This is a genomic window from Allobosea sp. 10N428 (genome assembly GCF_056394545.1).
In genome coordinates this window covers 161966-184408 of sequence record NZ_JBFTIC010000005.1, presented here as the reverse complement: position 1 = coordinate 184408, position 22443 = coordinate 161966, and the positions used below count along the sequence as shown (strand labels likewise).

Sequence of the window (22443 nt, the reverse complement as noted above, 5' to 3'; positions counted from 1 at the left end):
GCACCGGGCAGCGCCGGCGTGGTGCTACTATGTGCACGCCAACATGTTAGCTTGCAACCGGCTCGAAAGCGGATTAGCGTCCAGCCCGATCGCGGGTGGCGGAAGCGCCGCTTCAGGACATCCCGCGCGAAGGCAAGCCCGCAAAGGGCGGCATTTATAGTCCGTGGGAGGACGCCGATGACCGACAGCATTCTCAAGCCGACCCGACGCGTCCTTCTGAGCGGTGCCGCTGCCGCGCTCGCCTCGCCGCTCGTGCTGCGGAAGGCGCAGGCGCAAGGAGCGTTCGACTGGAAGAAGTTCTCGGGACAGTCGATCGACGTGCTGCTGGTCAAGAACCCGCGCTCCGAGCTGATGCAGGCGGCGGAGAAGGAGTTCACCGAGCTCACCGGCATCAAGGTCTCCTCCGAGCAGGTGCCGGAGCAGCAGCAGCGCCAGAAGGCGGTGATCGAATTCGCCTCGGGCAAGCCGAGCTTCGACGTCAGCGGCATCTCGCTGCACGTGCAGAAGCGCATGGCGGCCAAGGGCAAGTGGTTCGAGAACCTCGAGCCCTACATCAAGAACGCCGCGCTGACCGCGCCGGATTTCGACTTTGCCGACTTCGGCGCCGGCCCGGTCGCCTATGCGCGGCAGGCGGACGGGGCGCTCGATACGCTCCCGTTCTTCGTCGACTACTGGATGATCTACTACAACAAGGAGCTCTTCGACGCGAAGAGCGTCGCCTATCCGAAGACGATGGACGAGATGTTCACGGCGGCGCAGAAGCTGCATGACCCGGCGAAGGGCGTTGCCGGCTTCGTCTCGCGCGGCCTGAAGAACGCCAACATCCCGGTCTGGACCTCGCTGATGCTCGGTCAGGGCATGGAGACGGTCTCGCCGGAGGGCAAGCTGCTCACCGACACGCCCGAAGCGATCTGGGCGGCCGAGCTCTACAAGAAGCTCAACAAGGAGACCGGCCCGGTCGGGCAGGTCGGCTTCAACTGGAACGAGTGCCAGACCACCTTCATGCAGGGCCGCGCCGCGATGTGGCTCGACGGCATCGGGTTCGCCACGCCGCTGGAGGATCCGTCGAAATCCCGCATCGTCGGCAAGGTCGGCTATGGCGTGACGCCGCCGGGGCCGAAGGCGCATTATGCCGGCATGTTCGCCGATGGCATGGGCATCTCGCGCGGCTCGTCGAAGAAGGAGGCAGCCTGGCTCTACCTCCAGTACATGACCAACAAGAAGAACCAGATCGCCATGCTCAAGGCCGGCGCCGGTGCGCCCGGTCGCTCCTCGGCCTATCTCGACACCGAGACGATCCAGCAGTCGAAATTCGGCAAGCAGTATTTCGAATGCCTGCTGGCCTCGGCCAAGATCGCGCGGGCCGGCCTGCCGCAGATCGTGCCGGTCACCGAGTTCCGGGACGTGTTCGGCGTGGCGCTGACCAATGCGATCGGCGGGGCGGATGTCGCGGCCGAGCTCAAGAAGGCGACAGAGACCTTCGCGCCGGTGCTCGCCAAGAGCGAGCAGGCCTGAGGAAAACAAGCGTCATGGCCGGGCTTGACCCGGCCATCTCGTGACAAATGCGCACTCTCGAAGAGATGCTCGGGCCGAGCCCGAGCATGACGGTTCCAGACGCATGACCAGCACGTCCCTGCCAGCAAGTCTCGCCAGTGCCGCGCCTCCAGCTGCCGCGGAATCACACGATTTCACGCCGCGCTATTGGCTGTTCTCGCTGCCGGCGGTGCTGGTGATTGCGGCTGTCATCGTCTTCCCCTGGCTGTTCACGCTCTTCATGTCCGGCCAGGACTGGAAGATCGGCGGCGGGGTCGAGTTCGTCGGCCTGGGCAACTTCGCCGAGCTGGCGAAAGATGCGCGCTTCATCGAGTCGATGGGGCATACCCTCTACTTCACGGTGCTGGCGGTGGTGCTGCCGATCGTGTTCGGCACCGCGGCGGCGCTGGTCTTCCACCGCGAATTCCCGTTCCGCGGGTTGCTGCGAACTATCTTCGTCATGCCGATGATGGCGACGCCGGTGGCGGTCGCGCTGGTCTGGACGATGATGTTCCATCCGCAGCTCGGCGTGCTCAATTACCTGCTCTCGCTCGTCGGCATCGGCCCCTCGGGCTGGGTCTACGATCCGGCGACGGTGATCCCGACGCTGGTCATGGTCGAGGTCTGGCACTGGACGCCGCTGGTGATGCTGATCGTCCTCGGCGGCCTCGCCGGGCTGCCGCGCGAGCCCTATGAATCCGCGCTGATCGACGGCGCTAATGACTGGCACATGTTCCGCCACATCACGCTGCCGTTGGTCTGGCCCTTCATCATGGTGGCGATCGTGATCCGCACCATCGATGCGTTGAAGGCCTTCGACACGATCTTCGTGATCACGCAGGGCGGGCCCGGCACGGCGTCGGAAACGCTGAACATCTTCCTCTATCTGCAGGCCTTCCAGTTCTACAAGATCGGCTACGCCTCGGCCGTCGTGGTGATCTTCTTCATCATCATCATCATGCTTTCGCTGCTGCTGCTCTATGCGCGGCAGAAGTCGAAGTGGAACGCGTGATGAACCGCTTCGCCAAAAAGTTCGGCTTCTGGGCATCGGTCTTCGTGCTGGTCTCGCCGGCTGTGCTGGTCTTCCTCTGGATGATCTCGCTGTCGCTGAAGAACGAGCTCGACAACACCGCCTTCCCACCGATCTTCATCCCGAACCCGCCGACGCTGAAGAACTATGTCGACGTCTTCGCGCAGAACAATTTCGGGCTCTATCTCTGGAACTCGATCCTGGTGACAGGCGGGGCGGTTCTGCTCGGGCTTCTCGTCGGCGTGCCCGCCGGCTACGGCATCGCGCGGGGCAAGGCGCATAAATTTGCGATCCTGATCCTGGTCGCGCGCATGACGCCGGCGCTGTCCTATCTCATCCCGCTCTTCCTGCTGTTTCAGATCACGGGATTGGTGGGCTCCATCACGGCGCTGGTCATCACCCATCTCGTGATCACCATCCCGATCATCGTCTGGATCATGATCGGGTATTTCGAGAACGTGCCGATGGAGCTGGAGGATGCCTCGCGCATCGACGGCGCCACGACTTGGCAGGCCTTCCGCCATGTCGCACTGCCGCTGGCGAAGCCGGGTATCGTTGTCGGCGGCATCCTCGCCTTCATCTTCTCCTGGAACAATTTCATCTTCTCGGTGGTGCTCGGCGGCAAGGCGAGCCGGACGCTGCCCTCCGCCGTCTACAACTCGCTGACCTTCGAGCAGATCTCCTGGGGACCGCTGGCGGCGGCGGCGCTGCTGGTAACGCTGCCAGTGCTGCTGGTCACCGTGATCGCACAGCGCCAGATCGTCGCCGGGCTCTCGGCCGGCGGCCTCAAGGACGGCTAGATCGCCGCGCGTCCTGTCGGGCGCGAAATGGCGACCGAGCTCATTGTTCGAGCATCGGATCTCTCCGAGAAGTGGATTCCACTTTTCGGTCCGATGCTCCAGCAAAACCAATGCGGGGCGCTTGCGGGCGCTTCTGTCTTCATACTAACATGTCAGCTAACATTCAGCCTTGAAAGCTCCCTCACATGGCCACCGACAAGACCCGCTTCGGCCTCTCCTGTGCCATCACGACCCCAATGCGGGAGGGCGGCAGCGTCGACCTGCCGCGTCTCACCCATCACGCCCGTCACGTCCTGGCTGCAGGCTGCGACTCGGTCACGCTGTTCGGCACGACAGGCGAGGGGGCGGCGCTCGGGCTGCCGGCACGGACGGCAATGATGGGCGCGCTGATCGGGGCGGGGATCGATCCTGCCAAGCAGATCTATGCCGGCATCGCGGCTGCCTCGTTGCATGAGGCGGTGGAACAGGCGCAGCTGGCGCTCGATGCCGGAGCAAAGGGCCTGCTCGTCGCGCCGCCCTTCTACTTCAAGGGCGTCAGCGATGACGGGCTCTATGTCTGGTTCTCGCAGTTCTTCGAGAAGCTGGGGCCTTCGGCGCGCAATGTCGTGCTCTATCACATCCCGTCGGTGACGGCCGTCGATATCAGCGTCGGGCTGGTGCAGCGGCTGAAGACGGCGTTCCCCGGCCTCGTCATCGGCGTGAAGGATTCGTCCGGCAGCTATGCCAACACCGAAGCGCTGCTGAAGGCGCATGGCGAGCTCGCCATTCTGGTCGGCGACGAGCGCCAGCTCGCCAAGGCGGTGCGCAACGGCGCTGAGGGTACGATTTGCGGCGTCGCCAATCTGGTGCCGGAGCTGCTCCGCCCGATGGTCTATGAGGGCAAGGACAGTCCGGTGGTGAATGCGCTGGTCGACGAGATCTGCTCCTATCCGGTGCTGGCGGCGGTGAAGGCGCTCACCGGCCATATCCATGGCGATCCGGGCTATGGCGCGATGCGTCCGCCGCTGGAAGCGCTGGACGAAGCGACCCGCAAGCGGCTCTTTGCGGCCTTCGATTCGATCAAGCAGGCAAAGGCTGCCTGACAGGGATGCCGGAAGGAGGGATCGTGAGCGAGCCGGAGCATGAACCGCGCGAGGGCGAACCGCTGAAGCTGAGGGAGCGCGCCTATGCCTCCTTCACCGAGCGATTGCTGGCGCGCGAGATCAAGCCCGGCCAGTTCGTGACCCAGCGCGAGCTCGTCGCGATGACGGGCTTTCCGCTCGGCGCCATCCGCGAGCTCGTGCCGCGGCTGGAGGCGGAGGGCCTGATCAAGACCGTGCCGCAGCGCGGCATGCAGGTCGCCCATGTCGACCTCAACCTGATCCGCAACGCCTTCCAGTTCCGGCTCTTCCTGGAGAAGGAGGCGACGGCGCTCTATACGCAGAATGCGACGGACGCGGAGATCGCCGAGCAGCGCGCCCGCCACGAGGCGATCATCGCCCGGGCCGAGGCCGGCGGCGACGAGCGCCTGATCGAGGATGCCGAGGATGTCGACCGGCTGATGCACGAAGCCATCATCGACCATCTCGACAACGACATCGTCAGTCAGGCCTTCCGCGTAACCTGGCTGAAGATCAGGCTGATCCGGCAATACGAGACGCGCATCCAGAACCACATCCTCGTGCCGGTGATGCAGGACCATCTCAAGATCATCGCTGCGATCGAGAGCCGCGACCCGGAACGCGCCGCGGACGAAATGAGCATCCATATCGGCAACGCCCGCGCGAGGGCCATGCAGTACTGACACCACCAATCATCACGAGCCGGAAGAACCGGCCGCTTCCCGGAGGGAACAGGCGATGAAGAAGCAGACGAGGCGCGAATTCATGGCCGCTGCGGCGGCGGGGACGGCTGCGATCGCGGCGCCCAACATCCTGAGAGCGCAGGCGCTGGTGCTGCGTTGGGCCGATGGCCAGCCCGCGAGCCATCCCTCGCCGCAGAGCGCGGTTAAGGCGGCGGCCGAAATCAAGGAGAAGACCGGCGGACGCGTCGACGTCCAGTCCTTCCCGAACGGGCAGCTCGGCTCCTCCCGTGACATGGTCGAATCCGTTGCGAGCGGTGCCCTGACCATGGTGACGGAAGGCGCAGCGCAGCTCGGCCAGTTCGTGCCGCAGCTCTCGATCATCGAGGCGCCCTATATCTGGAAAGATGCGGCGCATATGACGCGGGCGCTGAAATCGCCGCTGATCGACGAGCTCAACAAGGCGCTGATCGAGAAGCGCGGCATGCGGATGATCGGTGTCAACTATTACGGCGTCCGCCATCTCACCAGCGGCAAGAAGCCGATCAACTCGGTCGAGGACATGAAGGGCTTCAAGCTGCGCGTGCCGGAGGTCGACACCTTCCGCGCCATGGCGGAAGCCTGGGGCGCGCGGCCGACGCCGCTGAATTTCTCCGAGCTTTATCTCGCGCTCTCCCAAGGGGCGGTCGACGGTCAGGAAAACCCGCTGCCGACCATCGCCTCGGCCAAGCTGGCGGAGGTGCAGAAATACCTCGTGCTGACCGCGCATATCATCACGCCGCGGCTGGTGATCGTGAACGAGGGCGCCTGGCAGAAGATCCCGCAAGCCGATCGCGACATCGTCGTGGCAGCCGTCGACAAGGCCGCAATCTGGCAGGACAACGAGATCCTGGAGCAGGAAAAGGGCCTGGCCGACAGCATGGCCAAGGGCGGCATGACGGTGACGAAGCCCGACAACGAGGCCTTCCGCAAGCCGGTCCTGGCGAGCGTGCCGGCCAAGTTCGAGAGCAAATGGGGCAAGGGCCTCTGGGATCGAATCCAGGGGCTGTGACCTTCTTCTGTGCTCAGCCCTCATCCTGAGGAGCGCTCCTTTGGAGCGCTCCTCAGGATGAGGGCTGAGCTTCGGCTTTCGGGTAGCGAGACGAGGCATCCGCATGACGATCTTGCCCAGGGTATTCGACCGGGCGATGGAGTTGATCGCTGCGATCCTCCTCGTCGCACTGCTGATCACGGTGACGCTCGGCATCGTCACGCGGGCGCTCGGCGAGCCGCTGATCTGGACCGACGAGGTCTCGCGCTTCCTGATGCTGTGGGTCGCGGTGACCGGCTGGATCCTGGCCAGCCGGCGCCGCGCGCATATCCGCATCCGCTTCTTCCACGACATGCTGCCGGCGCGCGGATGGCGCTCGGCCGAGGCAATCATGCAACTCGCCATGATCGTCTTCGGCCTGCTGATCGCCTGGTACGGCGTGCATCTGGTCGAGGCCAACCACGATCTAGAGGCGACGACCGTGCCGCTGTCGATGGGGCTGCTCTACGCGCCGATGGTGCTGGCCGGGATCGTGACGGCGCTGCAGGGGTTCAGCGAATTCGTCGGCAGCCTGCGGAATTGGCGGATCTCGCCTTACGAGCCCGTGGCGGCGACGCTGCAGGAGCCGGCGGAATGAGCGCGCTGATCTTCAAGATCACGGCCGTCTGGCTGCTCTCGATCCTCGCCGGCTTCCCGCTCTTCGCCTCGATGGGGCTCGCGGCCTTCGCCTTCGTGCTGATCGGCGATCTCTCGGCCTCGATCGTGCCGCAGAAGATGGCGCAGGCGATGAACTCCTTCCCGATCGTCGCGGCGCCGCTCTTCATCCTGATGGGCAACATCCTCGCCGCGGCGCGCATCACCGACCGTATCGTCGCCTTCGCGACCTCGGTGATCGGCTGGCTGCGCGGCGGCTATGCCCATGCCTCGATCCTGACCAGCATGATCTTCGCCGGCATGGTCGGCTCGGCGGTGGCCGATGCGGCGGGCTCGGGCGCGATCGAGATCCGGGCGATGCGCAAGGCCGGCTATCGGCCGGAGACGGCGGCGGCGATCACGGCCGCCGCCGCGACGATCGGCCCGATCATCCCTCCCTCGCTGCCGATGGTGATCTATGGCGTCACAGCCGATGTCTCGATCGGGCGCCTCTTCATCGGCGGCGTCGTTCCCGGCGTGCTGATGGGGCTGTCGCTGATGGTGATGGTCGCGATGATCGCCGGGCGGCAGGGCTTCCGGAAGGAGAAGTTCGCGGGCTTCCGCGAGATCGGCCGAACCTTCGTCAGCGGCTTCTTCGCGCTGATGACGCCGCCGCTGATCCTGGGCGGCATGTTCTCCGGCATCTTCACGCCGACGGAGGCGGCCGCGGTCGCCTGTCTCTATGCGCTCTTCCTCGGATTCTTCGTCTACCGCACGTTGGAGGTGAAGCAGCTCTGGCCGATCCTGATCGACACGGTCGAGACCATGGGGCTCGTCGCCGTGCTGGTGATGGCGGCCGGCGCGCTCGGCTGGTGCATGTCGATCTCGCGCGTGCCGCAGACGCTGACGCCGCTGATCGTCGAGACGATCCAGCATCCGCTCGTCTTCCTGCTCGTCTGCAATCTCATCCTGCTCGTCGTCGGCTGCTTCATGGAGGCGCTGGCTGCGATGCTGATCCTGATCCCGATCCTGGTGCCGGCGGCGAACAGCTTCGGCATCGATCCGGTGCAGTTCGGCATCATCATGATCCTGAACCTGATCCTGGGCACGATTCATCCGCCGATCGGCGTGGTGCTCTTCGTGGTGACGCGCATCGCCAATGTCTCCTTCGAGACGATGTCGAAGGCGATCCTGCCCTGGCTGGTGCCGCTGCTGGTCGTGCTCGCGGCGATCACGCTGTGGCCGCCGCTGACGACCTGGCTGCCGAACCACATGATGGGGCCGTGAGGGAAGCCGCGATCGTTCCGTCGTCCCTCGTCACGAGGGGGGCCGAAGGGCCGTCTCGAAGGATGGTGCAGGAGCCTCGCGAAGCATCCTTCGAGACACGCGCTGCGAAGCGCGCCTCAGGATGAGGGCTGAGAGGAAGAGCTCGGAAGCCTTCAGCTCTCCGGCTCGCCGCCATGGTCGAGATAACGCGCGACGGGGATGACGATCTCCTCGTCGAGCTTGCCGATCGCGGCTTCGTCCTTATCCGCGTAGGGGATCGCCTTCAGCACATAGCGGATGGCGTTGAGCCTTGCGCGCAGCTTGTCGTTGCTGCGCACGACATGCCAGGGCGCAGCGTCTGTCGAGGTCCGGCCGAGCATCTCGTCGAAGGCACGGGAATAGTCGTCGAAGCGCGGGATGGCCTCGAAGTCGATCGGCGAAAGCTTCCAGCGCTTGAGCGGATCGTGCCAGCGCGCATGCAGCCGGGTCATCTGCATCTCGCGGCCGATGGTCAGGAAGAGCTTGATGAGGCGGATGCCGTCCCGCGCCAGCATGCCCTCGAAGACGGKGGCCTCGTGCAGAAAGCTCTCGGTTTCCGCGGGTTTGCAGAAGCCCATGACATGTTCGACACCGGCCCGGTTGTACCAGGAGCGGTCGAAGAAGACGAGCTCGCCGGATGTCGGCATCTCGCTGGCATAGCGCTGGAAATACCACTGGCCCTTCTCGGTGTCGGAGGGCTTCGGCAGCGCGACGGTGCGCGCCTGGCGTGGATTGAGATGCTGGGTGAAGCGGCCGATTGTGCCGCCCTTGCCGGCGCCGTCGCGGCCCTCAAAAACGATGACGATGCGCTCGCCCTGCCTGGAGGCCCAGCGCGTCAGCTTTTGCAGCTCGATCTGAAGCGGCTCGAGCTCACGATTGTAGCGCTTGCGCTTCATTCGCTTGCCGTATGGGTAGTCCCCGCTGTGATAGGCGGCGTCGACGATGGCTTCCGGCAGCGTGTCGGCCTCGATGTCGAAGCCTTCGGGTTTGGAGGCGGCCTTCGCCGGTTTGCCGTTCTTGCCGGCAGGCGGCGCGATCGACCCGTTGGGGTTTGAACCTGAGAATTTCTTTGCCATCGCGGCCTCCCCTTCAGGCGAAGCGTAGCCGGCTGATGCGTGGAAGGGAATTGACGCCTCTTCTCGTTCCGCTCAGGAAGGGTTGGCCGGCGGAACCGGCCGGCTCCGAGCGCTCCATGGTCGACATTGCCACTACCTCTCCCGCGACGATGCGGTCCATGATCGAGGCGCTCGGCGCCCCCGTCGTACTGCTTGACGAACAGGGCATCGCGCAGGCCCTCAGCCCTGCGATGCACGCGCTCGTTCCGGGGCTCGAGGTCGGAAAGTTCCTGGCGCTGGTGCTGCGCGACCCCGATCTCAACGATGCGATCGAGCAAGTTGCGCATAAGGGCGGACGCGACACCGTCGAGCTGGTCGAACGTGTGCCGTTCGAGCGCGCCTTCCGCATCCATGTCGCGGCGCTGGGCGGCGGGCGGCGCCGGCCGACGCTGCTCACTTTCCAGGACCTCAGCGAGCAGAGGGTGATCGAGCGCATGCGCGTCGATTTCGTCGCCAATGCCAGCCATGAGCTGCGCACGCCACTCGCTTCTCTGCTCGGCTTCGTCGAGACGCTGCAGGGGCCGGCGCGCAACGACGAGCGGGCGCGCGAGCGCTTTCTCGGCATCATGCGCGAGCAGGGGCTGCGCATGGCGCGCCTCGTCGACGATCTCCTCTCGCTCTCGCGCATCGAGCAGCGCGCGCATGTGGCGCCGGACACACCGGTCGATCTTGCCGGGATCGCGCGTGAAATCGTCGACTCGCTGACGTTGATGGGGCGCGAGCGCGAGGTCACGCTGACGCTCACCACGCCGCGCGAGCCGCTGCTGGTCCCTGGCGACCGCGACGAATTGCTGCGGCTGATGGAGAACCTTGTCGAGAACGCCATCAAATATGGCAAGCAGGGCGGCGAGGTGAAGATTGCCGTCGAGGCGGGCGAGGACGAAGCCGGCTTCTATGTTCGTGACGACGGGCCGGGGATTGCGCCGGAGCATCTGCCGCGCCTGACGGAGCGCTTCTACCGCGTCGACACCGCCGCGAGCCGGGAAGCGGGCGGCACGGGCCTGGGGCTGGCGATCGTCAAGCACATCGTTCTGCGTCATCGCGGCAGGCTCACGATCGAAAGCAAGCCGGGCGAGGGGGCGACCTTCAAGGCGATCCTGCCGCGCTTCGAGGCCCGGCGTTGAGGCGGCTGAAACGCCGCCTCAACGCTTTGTGACAGTTTTCATGACGTCATGTCATCCGGCCGTCATATAGGAAGTGTTCTGACAGGGGCGCTGTAAACAGCGACCTAGAGAGGACATCTCCATGCGCAAGATTCTCGTTCTGGCGGCCGTGGCCGCCGGGATTGCCGGTTCCGCCCAGGCTGCCGACATCACCGGCGCCGGCGCGACCTTCCCCTTCCCGATCTATGCGAAGTGGGCCGAGGCCTACAAGAAGGAGACGGGCACCGGCCTGAACTATCAGTCGATCGGCTCGGGTGGCGGCATCCGCCAGATCAAGGCCAAGACCGTCGCCTTCGGCGCCACCGACGCCCCGCTCAAGGGCGAGGACCTGACCAAGGACGGCCTGATCCAGTTCCCGACCGTGATGGGCGGCGTCGTGCCGGCCGTGAACATCGCCGGCGTCGAGCCGGGCAAGCTCAAGCTCTCGGGTGACATCATCGCCCAGATCTACATGGGCGACATCAAGAAGTGGAACGACCCGAAGATCGTTGCGCTCAACGCCGGCGTCACCCTGCCGGATGCCAACATCAACCCGGTCTATCGTTCGGACGGCTCGGGCACGACCTTCGTGTTCACCGACTATCTCTCCAAGGTCTCGGCTGACTGGAAGTCCAAGATCGGCGCCAACCAGTCGGTCCAGTGGCCGGTCGGCATCGGCGGCAAGGGCAACGAGGGCGTCTCGGCCTCGGTCAAGCAGGTCGCCAACTCGATCGGCTATGTCGAGTATGCCTATGCCAAGCAGAACAAGCTCTCGCATGCCCTGGTGAAGAATGCCGACGGCAACTTCCCGGCGCCGGAAGAGAAGGCCTTCCAGGCCGCCGCCGCCAATGCCAATTGGCAGGAACAGCCCGGCTTCGGCATCTCGCTGAACAACCAGAAGGGCGCGCAGGCCTGGCCGATCACCTCGGCGACCTTCATCCTGGTCTATGCCAAGCCGGAGAAGCCGGAAGAGACGCAGGCCGCGCTGAAGTTCTTCGACTGGGTCTACAAGAACGGCGACAAGCTCGCCAGCGAGCTCGACTACGTCGCGCTGCCGGCGAACGTGAAGGATCAGGTCCGCAGCGCCTGGAAGGGCGTGACCGACACTTCCGGCAAGCCGATCTTTTGATCGCTGCCAACTGACAAGGCGAGGCGGGCCAGTCCCGCCTTGCCGCTCTCTTCAAGCCCTCATCCTGAGGGGCGGCCCCAACTGGCCCTCCCGCAGGATGCTCCTCAGGATGAGGGCTGGGATTGATCGGGACGGGTGACCGGCCATGGCAATCCCGGCAACGAGACCGGAGCCCCCGCGGATGACCGCAGCAACCGATATGACGAACGTTCCCGGCGCAAGGCCGGTCGTCCGCAAGGCGCCGAAGGCGGGGTTCGACCTCTTCTTCCGCAATGCGAGCTTCGCCGCGGCGCTGCTCGTGCTGGTGCTGCTCGCCGGTATCATGATCTCGATGATCATCGGCGGCTGGCCGGCCTTCCGCGAGTTCGGCCTCGGCTTCATCACCTCCAGCGTCTGGGATACGCAGAACGAGCAGTACGGCGCCTGGCCGGCGATCGTCGGCACGCTCTCGACGGCCCTGATTGCGCTGGTGATCGGCGTGCCGCTCTCGCTCGGCATCGCGGTCTACCTGACCCAGCTGGCGCCGGGCTGGTTCAAGAAGCCGGTCGCCACCGCGATCGAGCTGCTCGCTGCGGTGCCCTCGATCATCTACGGCATGTGGGGCCTGTTCGTCTTCGTGCCGCTCTTCGCGGCCTATGTGCAGATCCCGCTCTCGAACCTCGTCGAGGGCATTCCGATCGTCGGCACCGTCCTCTACTCCCGCTCCCCTTCGGGTCTCGGTATCTTCACGGCCGGCATCATCCTCGCCTTCATGATCGTGCCCTTCATTGCCTCGATCACCCGCGACATGCTGGAGCAGATCCCCTCCGTCCTGCGCGAGAGCGCCTATGGCATCGGCGCCACGACCTGGGAGGTCGTGCGCCATGTGCTGGTGCCGCAGGCCGGCGTCTCGATCATCGGCGCGATCATGCTCGGCCTCGGCCGCGCCCTCGGCGAGACGATGGCCGTCACCTTCGTCGTCGGCAACGCCAACCGCCTGTCGGCCTCGATCCTCGATCCCGGCTCGACCATCGCCTCGCGCATCGCCAACGAGTTCAACGAGGCGATGGGCCTGCAGCTCAACTCGCTGATCGCGCTGGGCTGCATCCTGTTCTTCGTCACCTTCGTCGTCCTCGTCATCGCGCGGCTCCTGGTCGCCCGGGTGAAGCGCTACTGAGGTCCTGAGAGATGAGCATGACGACCGCTTCCACGCCGCGCGAACTGCCCCACACCCCCTGGGGGCGCGTGCGCCAGTCCCGCCGCACAGCCGACCGGCTGATGAAGATCATCGCCACGGGCTTCACCTTCTGCGCCATCTTCGTGCTGTTCTGGATTCTCGGCATGCTGCTGGTGAAGGGCATCGGCGGGCTCTCGCTCGCGACCTTCACAGAAGTCACGCCGGGCCCCGGCTCGCAGGGCGGCGGCCTCGCCAACGCCATCGTCGGCTCGGTGGTGCTGACCTTTCTCGGGATCGCGGTAGCGACCCCGGTCGGCGTGCTCGCCGGCACCTGGCTTGCCGAATACGGCAAGGGCTCGAAGATCGCGAACCTGATCCGCTTCATCAACGACATCCTGCTGTCGGCACCGTCGATCCTGATCGGTCTGTTCGTCTATGTGATCCTGGTCGAGCCCTTCCGCGGCTATTCCGGCTGGGCCGGCGGCGTCGCGCTCGGCATCATCGCGATCCCGGTCATCGTGCGCACCACCGAGGACATGCTGAACCTCGTGCCCGGCCCGCTGCGCGAAGCCGGCTCGGCCCTCGGCGCCCCGCCGTCGGTCGTCATCACCTCGGTGACCTGGCGCGCCGCCAAGGCCGGCATGGTGACCGGTATCCTGCTGGCTCTCGCCCGTATCGCCGGCGAGACCGCGCCGCTGATCTTCACCGCGCTGAACAACAATTTCTGGTTCTCGCCGACCTTGGTCGGCGGCGTCTCGAACCTGCCCGTCACCATCTACCAGTTCGCCTCCGCTCCCTATGAGAACTGGCAGCAACTGGCCTGGGCGGGATCGCTGATCATCACGGTCTCGATCCTGCTGCTCTCGATCATTGCCCGCCGCTTTGTCGCCGGCGGCAAATAAGACTTGAATCCAACCCGGTCGCGTCCGACCTTGAGGACCATGTCGATGCTTTCGACCCTTGAACTCTCCCCGCAGACGCTCGATGCCGAGGCGCCCGTCCGGATCGCGGTGAAGAACCTCGATTTCTACTACGGCGAGCACAAGGCGCTGAAGAACATCAATCTCGATTTCCGCGACCGGCACGTCACCGCGCTGATCGGCCCGTCGGGCTGCGGCAAGTCGACCCTGCTGCGCATCTTCAACCGGATCTACTCGCTCTATCCGGAGCAGAAGGCCACCGGCGAGATCATGCTCGACGGGCGCAACATCATCTCGAACGATGTCGATGTGAACGAGCTGCGCTCGCGCGTCGGCATGGTGTTCCAGAAGCCGACGCCGTTCCCGATGTCGATCTACGACAACGTCGCCTTCGGCATCCGCCTCTACGAGAAGCCGCCGAAGTCCGAGCTCGACGACCGCGTCGAAGGCGCTCTGCGCCGCGCCGCGCTCTGGGACGAGGTCAAGGACAAGCTGAAGAGCTCCGGCATGGGTCTCTCCGGCGGCCAGCAGCAGCGCCTGTGCATCGCGCGCACCATCGCGCAGAAGCCTGAAGTGATCCTGTTCGACGAGCCGACCTCGGCGCTCGACCCGATCTCGACCGGCAAGATCGAGGATCTGCTGGAGCAGCTGAAGAGCGACTTCACCATCGCCATCGTCACGCACAACATGCAGCAGGCGGCCCGCATCTCGCAGTATACCGCCTTCATGTATCTGGGCGAGGTCGTCGAATTCGCGCCGACCAACACCATCTTCATGAACCCTGCCAAGAAGCAGACGCAGGACTACGTCACCGGCCGGTTCGGCTGAAGACCGGTTTCAAACCAGCAGCCCTCATCCTGAGGAGCCGCGCGAGCGGCGTCTCGAAGGATGGTCCAGGAGGCTCCGGAACCAACCGGAGCATCCTTCGAGACGCAAGCTTCGCTTGCTCCTGAGGATGAGGGCTGAGGGTCGAGCATGCCGACCTGAAAACGACGACGCTGCACCGGCGCTAATGATCTAGAGGACACGCCGCCCATGACCGACCACATCGTCCGCTCCTACGATACCGATCTCGAAGGCATCCGCCGCAGCCTCGCCGAAATGGGCGGCATGGCCGAGCGCATGCTCGGCGATTCGACCGTGGCGCTGGTGCGCCGGGACACCGGCCTTGCCCAGAAGATCATCACGGCCGACCAGCGCCTCGACAACCTCCAGCGGGACGTCGAGGAAAAGGCGGTACTGACCATCGCCCGGCGCCAGCCGCTCGCCAACGACCTGCGCGAGCTGATTTCGGCGATCCGCATCGCCGCCGATATCGAGCGCGTCGGCGATCTCGCCAAGAACATCGCCAAGCGCGCCGTCGCCATCGCCGGCCAGTTCCAGCCGCCGCACCGCGCCGTGGTCGGGCTCGAGCACATCAGCCGCCTGGTGCAGGCGCAGCTCAAGGACGTTCTCGACGCCTACGCCGCCGGCAACGAGCAGAAGGCGCTCGACGTCTGGCGCCGCGACGACGAGATCGATGCGCTCTACACCTCGCTGTTCCGCGAGCTCCTGACCTATATGATGGAGGATCCGCGCAACATCACCTTCTGCACGCATCTCCTGTTCTGCGCGAAGAACATCGAGCGCATCGGCGACCACACCACCAACATCGCCGAGACGATTCACTATCTCATCACCGGCGACTCGCTCGACGTGAACCGGCCGAAGCTCGACACGACCAATATCGAGGTCGAGGCGATCACCGGGAACTGAAGCAGATCATCATGGCCGCACGCATCCTGATCGTCGAGGACGAGGAGCCGCTAACCCTGCTGCTGCGCTACAATCTCGAGGCCGAGGGTTTCGAGGTCGACAGCGTCGCGCGCGGGGATGACGCTGAACTGCATCTGCGCGACCACACGCCTGATCTCGTGCTGCTCGACTGGATGCTGCCGGGCCTTTCTGGCATCGAACTCTGCCGCCGCTTGCGTTCGCGACGCGACACCGAACGCGTGCCGATCATCATGCTGACGGCGCGCGGCGAGGAGACCGAACGCGTCCGCGGGCTCGCGACTGGCGCGGACGATTATGTGGTGAAGCCCTTTTCGTTGCCAGAGCTGATCGCGCGCATACAGGCGCTGCTGCGCCGCGCCAAGCCGGGCCATGTCGCGGGGCTGCTCGCCGCCGGCGATCTCGAACTCGATCGCACGACCCGGCGCGTCCGCCGTGCCGGCAGCGAGCTGCATCTCGGCCCGACCGAGTTCCGGCTGCTCGAGTTCCTGATGCAGGCGCCCGGCCGCGTCTATTCGCGCGCTCAGCTCCTCGATGCCGTCTGGGGCCGCGACGTCTATATCGACGAGCGCACCGTCGACGTTCATGTGGGCCGGCTGCGCAAGGCGATCACGCCGGCCAATACCAAGGATCCGCTGCGGACAGTCCGCGGCGCCGGATACGCCTTCGACGAAACCTTTGCGCGCAGCTGAGCGGCGCTGCAGCTCTGCTCCTCATTGCAACTTGCCGTGAACCTTGCCCGCCCGCTCGCGTTGATCCTGAAATCAACGCGAGCCAGAGGAGGTCGTCGTGAGCAAGATGCCGCCCATCCCGCCGGCCAATCGAAGCGACGAGGGTCCGGGCGAGCCGGATCATGCCGAGCGCGATCTGCGCAGCGCCAGAGGTGGCGAGCGCCGACCGAGCCAGCCTGATCAGCAGGGCCAGCAGGGCAATACCCGCATCAACACGACCCATCAGGGTCTGCAACAGGATCGTTGAGGAGGTTGCCGAACGTCGACCTCGACCAAGGCGCCGCAGACCATCCGGCACGGCGGCCCCGGCTCATCGCATGAGAACGCGAAGAAGCCGCCGGACATCCGCAAACCACCTGCCGATGACCGGCGGCACGCTCGCGTTTCGGGTGGCGGCGGCGAACGCGACAGCCACCACTCGCATGATCCGGCGCGCAAGGGAGGCAAGGCGCCATGAGAACCGGCCTTCAGGTCGAGCCCCTGAAGGGCGACGGCAGGCGCTTCAGCCCTCTCGGTGGAAGAGGCGGCGCAAGCTGTGCTTGGCCGCTTCCAGAGTCCTGCGGCGCTCGGCCGGCAGTTTCCGGCCGGCGCGGTTGATGTAGAAGGTGAGCATCGACATCGCCGAGCGATACGGGCCCGATTTGCGCCGGCGGCTGTGCTCGGCCGACCGCTTCAGCGAGCGCGCGATCTGGCGCGGATCGCCACGCGTGAACACGGCTTTCTCGAAATCGAGCGCGTTGCTCCGGCTTGTGATATCGGCCGACCATCTGTGCTTGTGGACGAGCATGGCGTCCTCCTGTCGGTCAGGCGTTTGGTCCGCCCTCGATGTCACCGGCCCAGGTCAATGCGGTCTCGTACTCCTCCGGCTTGAAGGTGCGAACAGTCACGAAGGGGATCGCCGGATTGAGCAGGTCGACGAAGGCGGCAAGCCAGCCCCTGTCGGTGATCACCGCCTCGCGCGGGAAGCGTTGCAGCTCCCAGAGCTTGCCGAGGCTGTAGCGCGCATCCTTCCAGGCGGCAGCCAAGGTCATATCGGTGAAATCGGTGAGGTCGGCGAGGATGCCGACTTTCTCGTGCCGTGCGAGCTTCGCGTCGATATCGGCCATGATCCCGTCGAGATCGTCGCTGGTCAGCGTCTGCGACAGGCGGTAGGCGCCGACATGGTCCGGGGCGGGCAGGATCGTTAACATGACTCCTCCTTGCTCCAGACAACGCGGGGCAAGAGCGGAAGTTTCGCCCGATGATCAGGCGGCTGAGAATCCACGGGTGGCGGCATCGAACCGCGCGGCTTCGGAGCGCAGCCACCCGACGAATTCATCGAGGCCGGGGCGTTGCGGCTGGCCCAACGGGCGGATGAGCCAGCAGCCCGTCGCACTGGTGAAGCCGAGTCCGAGCGGGTTGACGAGCGCGCCCGAGGCCAACTCGTCCGCCACGTAACAGCGCGGCGTCAGCGCGACCCCCAACCCCGCGACTGCGGCGCTGATGATGACGGAATAGTAGCCGTAGCGCACAGTATGCTCAGGCACCGCGCCGCGCAGGTCGTGGGTCTCGGTGAACTCGGCCCAGAAGGTTGGCATCTGGAAGTGCTGCAGCAGCGTCATCTTCTGAATGTCGGCGGGGCGGCGAAAGCCCCCCATGCGCTCGACGAGGCCGGGCGCGGCGACGAGGGCGACATCGCGGCCGAAAAGATAGTGGGCCTCCCTGTCGGGCCAGGGGGGGACGCCGTGAGAGATCTCGATATCCGGCTCCTCGGTCTCGCTCTCGCTCACATAGTTGGTGAACTGGACGTCGACACCGGGATGCGCTGCCGCGAAGGCGGGAAAGCGGGCCATCAGCCAGCGCTCACCGGCGATCGCGATCATGTGCAGGCGGATCGGCCGGGCAATGGCGCTGCGCTCGGCGAGGCGCCTGGCGCCTCGCTCCATCTGCTCCAGCGCGGCTTCGGCATAGGGCAGATAAATCGCTCCGGCCTCGGTGAGCTTGAGGCCGAGCGGGCTACGGTCGAACAGCACGGTGCCGAGATGGTGCTCCAGCGACAGGATCTGCTTTGAGACGGCACTCTGGGTCAGGTTGACGACCAGCGCGGCGCGAGCGGTCGATCCCAGGCGCGCAACCGTGGTGAAGGCCCGCAGCGCGGTCGATGACGGAGGAGCCCGGCCCGCGGCCATGGGGTATTCCTTTTTAGACTATCTCTGCGGAGATCGTTTCGTTTGCCGGGCTTTCGGTCAAGAGGCCATTCTTCCCTAACGGGAGGAGCCAGCATCATGAACCAGACGACCCGCCTGTGGGGCGGACGCTTCCGCAAGCCGCCGGATCCGCGGCTGATGAAGCTGTCGAGCGCGGCCGGCGAGCACGCGAGGCTGGTGCCGCAGGATGTCGCGGGCGGCAAGGCGCATGCGGCCGAATTGGCCCGCGCCGGGCTGCTCACGGCGCAGGAGCTCGACACCATCCTGACCGCGCTCGATGCGATCGCGCAGGATACGGTCGAGGGGCGGATCGCTCCCGGCCCGCAGGACGAGGACGTTCACACTTTCATCGAGCGCATCCTGACCGAGCGGATCGGCTCGACCGGCGCCAAGTTGCGTGCCGGACGCTCGCGCAACGACCAGGCCGCCAACAACCTCAAGCTCTATCTGCGGGCCAAGTCGCGATCGCTGGCGGGCATGCTGGCCGAGCTGCTGACCGCGATCGCCGACCAGGCCGAGTTGCATGCGGCCTCGGTCAGCCCCGGCTTCACGCATCTCCAGAGCGCGCAGCCGGTCACCTTCGGCCATTGGCTGATGGCGCACGGCCAGGTGCTGATGCGCGACGCCTCTCGCCTGACCGACTGGGAGAAGCGCTCCGGCCAATCCCCGCTCGGGGCGGCGGCGCTTGCCGGTTCCGCGATCACGCTCAATCCCGAGCTCAGCGCCAAGGCGCTCGGCTATGACGGGCCGTTCGAGAATTCGGTCGACGCGGTCGGCGCGCGCGACCATGTCGCGGAGTTCCTGTTCGTCGCGGCCATGCTGACGACCAACCTGTCGCGTCTCGCCGAGGAGGTGACGCTCTGGGCCTCCAGGCAATTCGCCTGGGTGACGCTGGACGACGCCTTCGCCACCGGCTCCTCGATCATGCCGCAGAAGAAGAACCCGGACATCGCGGAAATCTCGCGCGGCCGGGCGGCACGGCTGACCGGCGACCTCGTCGCCATGCTCGGGGCGTTGAAGGGGCTGCCGCTTTCCTATAACCGCGATCTCGCCGAGGACAAGCGCGCCGCTTTCGATGCCGTCGACGTGCTGGAAGAGGTATTGCCGGCCTTCGCCGGGCTGATCGCCAGCATGAGCGCCGACGCCGGGACGATGCGCGCTCAGGCCGGTTCCGGCTTTGCGTTGGCGACCGAGGTGGCTGACTATCTCGCCCGCAACGGCGTGCCTTTCGCCGAGGCGCATGAGATCACGGGGGCGCTGGTGCGCTATTGCGAGGAATTGGGCCGGGAGCTGGAGTCGCTCGACGCTGTCGATCTCAGGGCGGTCGATCCGCGCCTCGATGCCGGCGTGCTCGACCATCTGACGCTCGACGCCGCGGTCGCTGCGCGCAGCGGCCATGGCGGCACGGCGCCCGACCGCGTGCGCGAGCAGATCGACCGCTTCCGCGGCAAGCTCGCCGCCCTCGAAACCTGGAGCCGGGAGACGGGCCGATGAGCGCCGCCACTTCGCCGATCAGCAGCCGCGATCTCGCCCAGGTCTCGCATCTCAGGATCGTGCCGCGGCGTTTCTACGGGCGCTGGGTCGCCTCGGCGATCATCCTCGCCATCCTCGCCTGGCTGGTGATGGCCTTCGTCGAGGGCGACATCGCCTGGCCGGTGGTCCGGCAGTTCTTCACCGCGCCCGCCATCATCGCCGGCCTCGGCAACACGCTGATCATGACGGTCTGTGCGATGACGCTCGGCGTCGTGCTCGGCGTGATCTTCGCCATCATGTACATGTCGCCGAACCCGGTGCTGCGCAGCGTGGCGCTGTTCTATATCTGGTTCTTCCGCGGCACGCCGCTGCTGCTGCAGCTCCTGATCTGGTTCAATCTGGCGCTGGTCTTCCCGACCATCGGCATCCCCGGCCTGTTCTCCTGGCGCACCATCGACATCATCGGGCCGTTCATGGCGACGCTGCTCGGGCTCGGCATGAACCAGGGCGCCTATACGGCGGAGGTGGTGCGCGGCGGCATCCTCTCCGTCGACCAGGGGCAGACCGAGGCCGCCAAGGCGATCGGCATGACCCGGCTGACGACGCTGCGCCGGATCGTGCTGCCGCAGGCGATGCGCGTCATCATCCCGCCGGTCGGCAACGAGGTGATCAGCATGGTCAAGCTGACCTCGGTGGCGAGCGTGATCCAGTACGCGGAGATCCTGCGCAATGCTCAGACGATCTACTATGCCAATGCCCGGGTCATCGAGCTGCTGATCGTCGCTGCCGGCTGGTATCTGCTCGTGGTCACGCTGCTGCAGATCGGACAGTATTTCCTCGAACGCCACTTCTCGAAGGGGCGGGGAGGGCGGCGCACCAAGCGCGCGGCGGTGCAGGAGCAATCGGCATGAACGCGATGGCGAACACGGCCATGAGCGACAACGCGATCGTCACGATTGCGAACGTCAGCAAGTTCTTCGGCGAGTTGAAGGCGTTGAACGACGTCTCGCTCTCGATCGAGCCCGGCATGGTCCAGTGCATCATCGGGCCGTCGGGCTCGGGCAAATCGACGCTGCTGCGCTGCATCAACCAGCTCGAGAAGATCGATCAGGGCGCGATCCGCGTCGATGGCGAGCTGATCGGCTATCGCCGCGTCGGCGACGAGCTGCACGAGCTGAACGATGTCGAGATCGCGCGCCAGCGCCTCGTCACCGGCATGGTCTTCCAGCGCTTCAACCTGTTCAACCACATGACCGCGCTGCAGAACATCATCGAGGGGCCGCTGACCGTGCTGAAGCGGCCGCGCAAGGAGATCGTCGCCGAAGCGACGGCGCTGCTGGAGCGGGTCGGGCTCGCCGAGAAGCGCGATTCCTATCCGAGCGAGCTTTCGGGCGGGCAGCAGCAGCGCATCGCCATCGCCCGCGCCCTGGCGATGAAGCCCAAGCTGATGCTGTTCGACGAGCCGACCTCGGCGCTCGATCCGGAACTCGTCGGCGAGGTGCTGGGCGTGATGCGCGATCTTGCGGCCTCCGGCATGACCATGATCGTGGTCACGCATGAACTCGGCTTCGCCCGCGAGGTGGCAGGCGACGTCGTGTTCATGGACAAGGGCGAGATCGTCGAGCAGGGTCCGCCACAGACCGTTCTCGTCGCGCCCAAGCAGGCGCGCACGCGCGACTTCATCGCCGCCGTCCTGAAGTGACGGCTGCGGAAACAGTTCACTAGAGGGAGAGACCCATGCTTCGTTTGACCATTGCCGCGGCACTGCTCGCCGGCACCGCGCTCGCCGCGCAGGCCCAGGCCCTGCCGGACCGCATCAAGACCGCCGGCAAGATCGTGATTGCGACCCAGCCGAACTATCCGCCGATCGCCTACAAGGACGTGGCGACCAACCAGCTCGCCGGCTTCGACATCGAGCTGGGCGAGGCCATCGCCAAGGAGCTCGGCCTCAAGGTCGAGTGGCAGGAGACCGCCTTCGCCCAGATGCTGCCCTCGCTGCAGACCGGCCGCGTCGATGCGGTGATGGCAGGGATGAGCGACCTGCCGGCGCGGCGCGAAAGCGCCGATTTCGTCGATTACATGGATTCCGGCGCGCAATTCTACACGGTCACGGCCTTCAAGGACACGATCAAGACCCCGGAAGACCTCTGCGGCAAGAGCGTCGGCGCCAGCCGCTCGACCAACTGGCCGCGCCAGATCGGCGAGTGGAGCGAGGCGAATTGCGTCGCCAAGGGCAAGCCGGCGATCAACGTGGTCGGCACCGAGGGCTCGGTCGACGCCCGCACCCAGCTCAAGACGCAGCGCCTGCAGGGCGGCGTCCAGGGCAGCGAAACGATGAGCCATTTCCAGAAGCTTGAGCCCAACACCTATATCCCGCTGGGCAAGCCCTTCACCCACTCGCTCGCCGGCATTCCCTTCGCCAAGACGGCTGAGGGCACGCAGCTGCGCGACGCCGTCAAGGCGGCGCTCGACCGCCTGCAGGCGAACGGCACCTATGACGCGCTGATCCAAAAGTACGGTCTGCCCGACAACGCGATCAAGCCGATCACGGTCAACAAGGGCGAGTAAGCCGCCTTTTGATCGGGGGCGCAGCAGCTCTGGCGATCTCGACGACAATCATCCCGGCCGGGTCCGCCCGCGCCGGGATTTTCGTATCGGCCGCCCCGCCGGCTCATCCTCGCCTGGCATCGGATGGGCTTGCCCGGGC

The 22443-nt window shown here is 65.8% G+C and carries 24 protein-coding genes; 20 read left to right on the top strand and 4 right to left on the bottom strand.

Going from position 1 to position 22443, the window contains the following annotated elements:
• Positions 1 to 177: 177 nt before the first annotated feature.
• From AC1DDA_RS17310 to AC1DDA_RS17275, 8 genes are all read left to right on the top strand, one after another.
• Entirely contained in the window at positions 178 to 1515 is a 1338-nt protein-coding gene (locus tag AC1DDA_RS17310; protein ID WP_476796651.1) for an ABC transporter substrate-binding protein, read from the top strand.
• A gap of 103 nt (positions 1516 to 1618) precedes the next feature.
• The gene (locus AC1DDA_RS17305) at positions 1619 to 2545 is read left to right on the top strand and encodes a carbohydrate ABC transporter permease (RefSeq protein ID WP_441510385.1); all 927 of its coding nucleotides are present in this window, start codon (positions 1619 to 1621) and stop codon (positions 2543 to 2545) included.
• Positions 2545 to 3363: a carbohydrate ABC transporter permease gene (locus AC1DDA_RS17300; RefSeq protein WP_476780274.1), complete on the top strand. Its 819-nt coding sequence runs from the start codon at positions 2545 to 2547 to the stop codon at positions 3361 to 3363. Before AC1DDA_RS17305 ends, AC1DDA_RS17300 begins: the two co-directional genes overlap by 1 nt.
• Before the next feature lie 185 nt (positions 3364 to 3548).
• Positions 3549 to 4445, top strand: coding sequence for a dihydrodipicolinate synthase family protein (locus AC1DDA_RS17295; protein WP_441510383.1), 897 nt, complete (start codon positions 3549 to 3551; stop codon positions 4443 to 4445).
• 23 nt (positions 4446 to 4468) lie between these two features.
• Positions 4469 to 5146 (top strand): GntR family transcriptional regulator, encoded by a 678-nt coding sequence (locus AC1DDA_RS17290; protein ID WP_476780275.1) that lies wholly within the window; start codon positions 4469 to 4471, stop codon positions 5144 to 5146.
• 55 nt (positions 5147 to 5201) lie between these two features.
• Positions 5202 to 6194: a sialic acid TRAP transporter substrate-binding protein SiaP gene (locus AC1DDA_RS17285; protein WP_476796650.1), complete on the top strand. Its 993-nt coding sequence runs from the start codon at positions 5202 to 5204 to the stop codon at positions 6192 to 6194.
• Positions 6195 to 6297: 103 nt separating this feature from the next.
• A complete protein-coding gene (locus tag AC1DDA_RS17280; protein ID WP_476796649.1) occupies positions 6298 to 6810 on the top strand; it encodes a TRAP transporter small permease in 513 nt (170 codons plus the stop codon).
• Complete coding sequence (locus tag AC1DDA_RS17275) at positions 6807 to 8093, top strand: TRAP transporter large permease (protein ID WP_476780278.1); 1287 nt, start codon at positions 6807 to 6809, stop codon at positions 8091 to 8093. The genes AC1DDA_RS17280 and AC1DDA_RS17275 overlap by 4 nt, the downstream gene beginning before the upstream one ends.
• A gap of 152 nt (positions 8094 to 8245) precedes the next feature.
• Here the strand turns inward: AC1DDA_RS17275 and ppk2 are convergent, their stop codons facing one another.
• Positions 8246 to 9187: a polyphosphate kinase 2 gene (ppk2, locus tag AC1DDA_RS17270; RefSeq protein ID WP_476796648.1), complete on the bottom strand. Its 942-nt coding sequence runs from the start codon at positions 9185 to 9187 to the stop codon at positions 8246 to 8248.
• 116 nt (positions 9188 to 9303) lie between these two features.
• Between ppk2 and AC1DDA_RS17265 the strand changes: the two genes are divergently transcribed.
• The 8 genes from AC1DDA_RS17265 (at position 9304) to AC1DDA_RS17230 (ending at position 16324) form a co-directional block, all read left to right on the top strand.
• A complete protein-coding gene (locus AC1DDA_RS17265) occupies positions 9304 to 10350 on the top strand; it encodes an ATP-binding protein (protein ID WP_441510377.1) in 1047 nt (348 codons plus the stop codon).
• 121 nt (positions 10351 to 10471) lie between these two features.
• Complete coding sequence (gene pstS, locus AC1DDA_RS17260; protein WP_476796647.1) at positions 10472 to 11497, top strand: phosphate ABC transporter substrate-binding protein PstS; 1026 nt, start codon at positions 10472 to 10474, stop codon at positions 11495 to 11497.
• Positions 11498 to 11678: 181 nt separating this feature from the next.
• The gene (pstC, locus tag AC1DDA_RS17255) at positions 11679 to 12653 is read left to right on the top strand and encodes a phosphate ABC transporter permease subunit PstC (RefSeq protein ID WP_476780280.1); all 975 of its coding nucleotides are present in this window, start codon (positions 11679 to 11681) and stop codon (positions 12651 to 12653) included.
• 17 nt (positions 12654 to 12670) lie between these two features.
• On the top strand, positions 12671 to 13555 hold the full coding sequence (gene pstA / locus AC1DDA_RS17250) for a phosphate ABC transporter permease PstA (protein ID WP_476796646.1): 885 nt from the start codon (positions 12671 to 12673) through the stop codon (positions 13553 to 13555).
• Positions 13556 to 13594: 39 nt separating this feature from the next.
• The gene (pstB, locus tag AC1DDA_RS17245; RefSeq protein ID WP_441510373.1) at positions 13595 to 14401 is read left to right on the top strand and encodes a phosphate ABC transporter ATP-binding protein PstB; all 807 of its coding nucleotides are present in this window, start codon (positions 13595 to 13597) and stop codon (positions 14399 to 14401) included.
• A 207-nt stretch (positions 14402 to 14608) separates the two neighbouring features.
• Positions 14609 to 15328, top strand: coding sequence for a phosphate signaling complex protein PhoU (gene phoU, locus AC1DDA_RS17240; RefSeq protein WP_441510372.1), 720 nt, complete (start codon positions 14609 to 14611; stop codon positions 15326 to 15328).
• Positions 15329 to 15339: 11 nt separating this feature from the next.
• On the top strand, positions 15340 to 16038 hold the full coding sequence (gene phoB / locus AC1DDA_RS17235; RefSeq protein ID WP_265050013.1) for a phosphate regulon transcriptional regulator PhoB: 699 nt from the start codon (positions 15340 to 15342) through the stop codon (positions 16036 to 16038).
• Positions 16039 to 16144: 106 nt separating this feature from the next.
• On the top strand, positions 16145 to 16324 hold the full coding sequence (locus tag AC1DDA_RS17230; RefSeq protein ID WP_476796818.1) for a hypothetical protein: 180 nt from the start codon (positions 16145 to 16147) through the stop codon (positions 16322 to 16324).
• Positions 16325 to 16579: 255 nt separating this feature from the next.
• Here AC1DDA_RS17230 and AC1DDA_RS17225 read toward each other — a convergent pair whose 3' ends face one another.
• Genes AC1DDA_RS17225 through AC1DDA_RS17215 form a run of 3 tightly spaced genes read right to left on the bottom strand, consistent with a single transcriptional unit; the run spans position 16580 to position 18245 of the window.
• Complete coding sequence (locus AC1DDA_RS17225) at positions 16580 to 16864, bottom strand: DUF3175 domain-containing protein (protein WP_476780281.1); 285 nt, start codon at positions 16862 to 16864, stop codon at positions 16580 to 16582.
• A gap of 16 nt (positions 16865 to 16880) precedes the next feature.
• Positions 16881 to 17267: a SpoIIAA family protein gene (locus tag AC1DDA_RS17220; RefSeq protein ID WP_441510370.1), complete on the bottom strand. Its 387-nt coding sequence runs from the start codon at positions 17265 to 17267 to the stop codon at positions 16881 to 16883.
• A gap of 54 nt (positions 17268 to 17321) precedes the next feature.
• Positions 17322 to 18245, bottom strand: coding sequence for a LysR family transcriptional regulator (locus AC1DDA_RS17215; RefSeq protein ID WP_476796645.1), 924 nt, complete (start codon positions 18243 to 18245; stop codon positions 17322 to 17324).
• Positions 18246 to 18341: 96 nt separating this feature from the next.
• Between AC1DDA_RS17215 and argH the strand changes: the two genes are divergently transcribed.
• Genes argH through AC1DDA_RS17195 form a run of 4 tightly spaced genes read left to right on the top strand, consistent with a single transcriptional unit; the run spans position 18342 to position 22304 of the window.
• A complete protein-coding gene (gene argH / locus AC1DDA_RS17210; RefSeq protein WP_476796644.1) occupies positions 18342 to 19757 on the top strand; it encodes an argininosuccinate lyase in 1416 nt (471 codons plus the stop codon).
• Positions 19754 to 20647, top strand: a complete 894-nt coding sequence (locus AC1DDA_RS17205) for an amino acid ABC transporter permease (protein WP_476780284.1) — start codon at positions 19754 to 19756, stop codon at positions 20645 to 20647. The genes argH and AC1DDA_RS17205 overlap by 4 nt, the downstream gene beginning before the upstream one ends.
• A 5-nt stretch (positions 20648 to 20652) precedes the next feature.
• Entirely contained in the window at positions 20653 to 21438 is a 786-nt protein-coding gene (locus tag AC1DDA_RS17200) for an amino acid ABC transporter ATP-binding protein (RefSeq protein WP_476796817.1), read from the top strand.
• A gap of 35 nt (positions 21439 to 21473) precedes the next feature.
• Complete coding sequence (locus tag AC1DDA_RS17195; protein ID WP_476796643.1) at positions 21474 to 22304, top strand: ABC transporter substrate-binding protein; 831 nt, start codon at positions 21474 to 21476, stop codon at positions 22302 to 22304.
• Positions 22305 to 22443 lie beyond the last annotated feature (139 nt).